Source organism: Enterococcus italicus DSM 15952, from assembly GCF_000185365.1.
GTDB lineage: Bacteria > Bacillota > Bacilli > Lactobacillales > Enterococcaceae > Enterococcus_G > Enterococcus_G italicus.
The window spans coordinates 1-707 of the sequence record NZ_GL622281.1; the positions used below are offsets into that span (position 1 = coordinate 1).

At 25.2% G+C, this 707-nt stretch carries 1 protein-coding gene; it reads left to right on the forward strand.

The features are described 5' to 3' along the window. A partial coding sequence (locus HMPREF9088_RS12155; RefSeq protein WP_007209389.1) for a hypothetical protein occupies positions 1–698 on the forward strand: 698 nt, incomplete at its 5' end. Positions 699–707: the final 9 nt, after the last annotated feature.

Below are 707 nucleotides of genomic sequence, written 5' to 3' on the forward strand. Positions count from 1 at the left end.
AAGAATTAAAGAATAAAGTTTTGTTTAATGATTATCTTAACTTATTAGATAACATGTTGATTGACTTTAAAAATGGTAAATTACCTAAAAAGTCTTATATGCTTTCAGCACCTGATGGTTTTGGTAAAAAATATTTTGTATATCAAGCTATCAAAGAATGTTTAAGTTATGATTACAATGTGACAGGATTGATTGATATATTAGAGATACAAGAGCTTTTCAATAACTTTAGATTTAAAGAGTTGCTAGAGTTGCTAGATTCTGAAATGTTGTTTATTGATTTATCAGGAGGCACAAAACTAGTATTAACAGATACTTTTAGATATATTCTAAATCATTGTGAAAATAAAGGAATACCAGTAATTTTCATTTCAAGGTCTGAAAAAGCTACTATTATCCAACAAAAAGGTAAACAAAATATTGTTGAATGGTGTGATATTTTTAAAGAAAATACCTTTGATTATGATTTTGGACACCTTGAAAATATTGGTATTACTGGATTTTTTGCTAGAGATATTTATCAAAACAAACAAAAAGCTATCAAAGATTTTATCAAATATAGTCCAATGAAAATGAAAGGAAATAGTATAGTAAATACTGAAGAGTTAGTAGATTTTGTTACTAAAAATCCTGATGAATTACTTATCAATAAAAATGATTTTGTTGTTGAAAAAGTGGAAAGAACTAAAACACTTTAGAATTAGAAA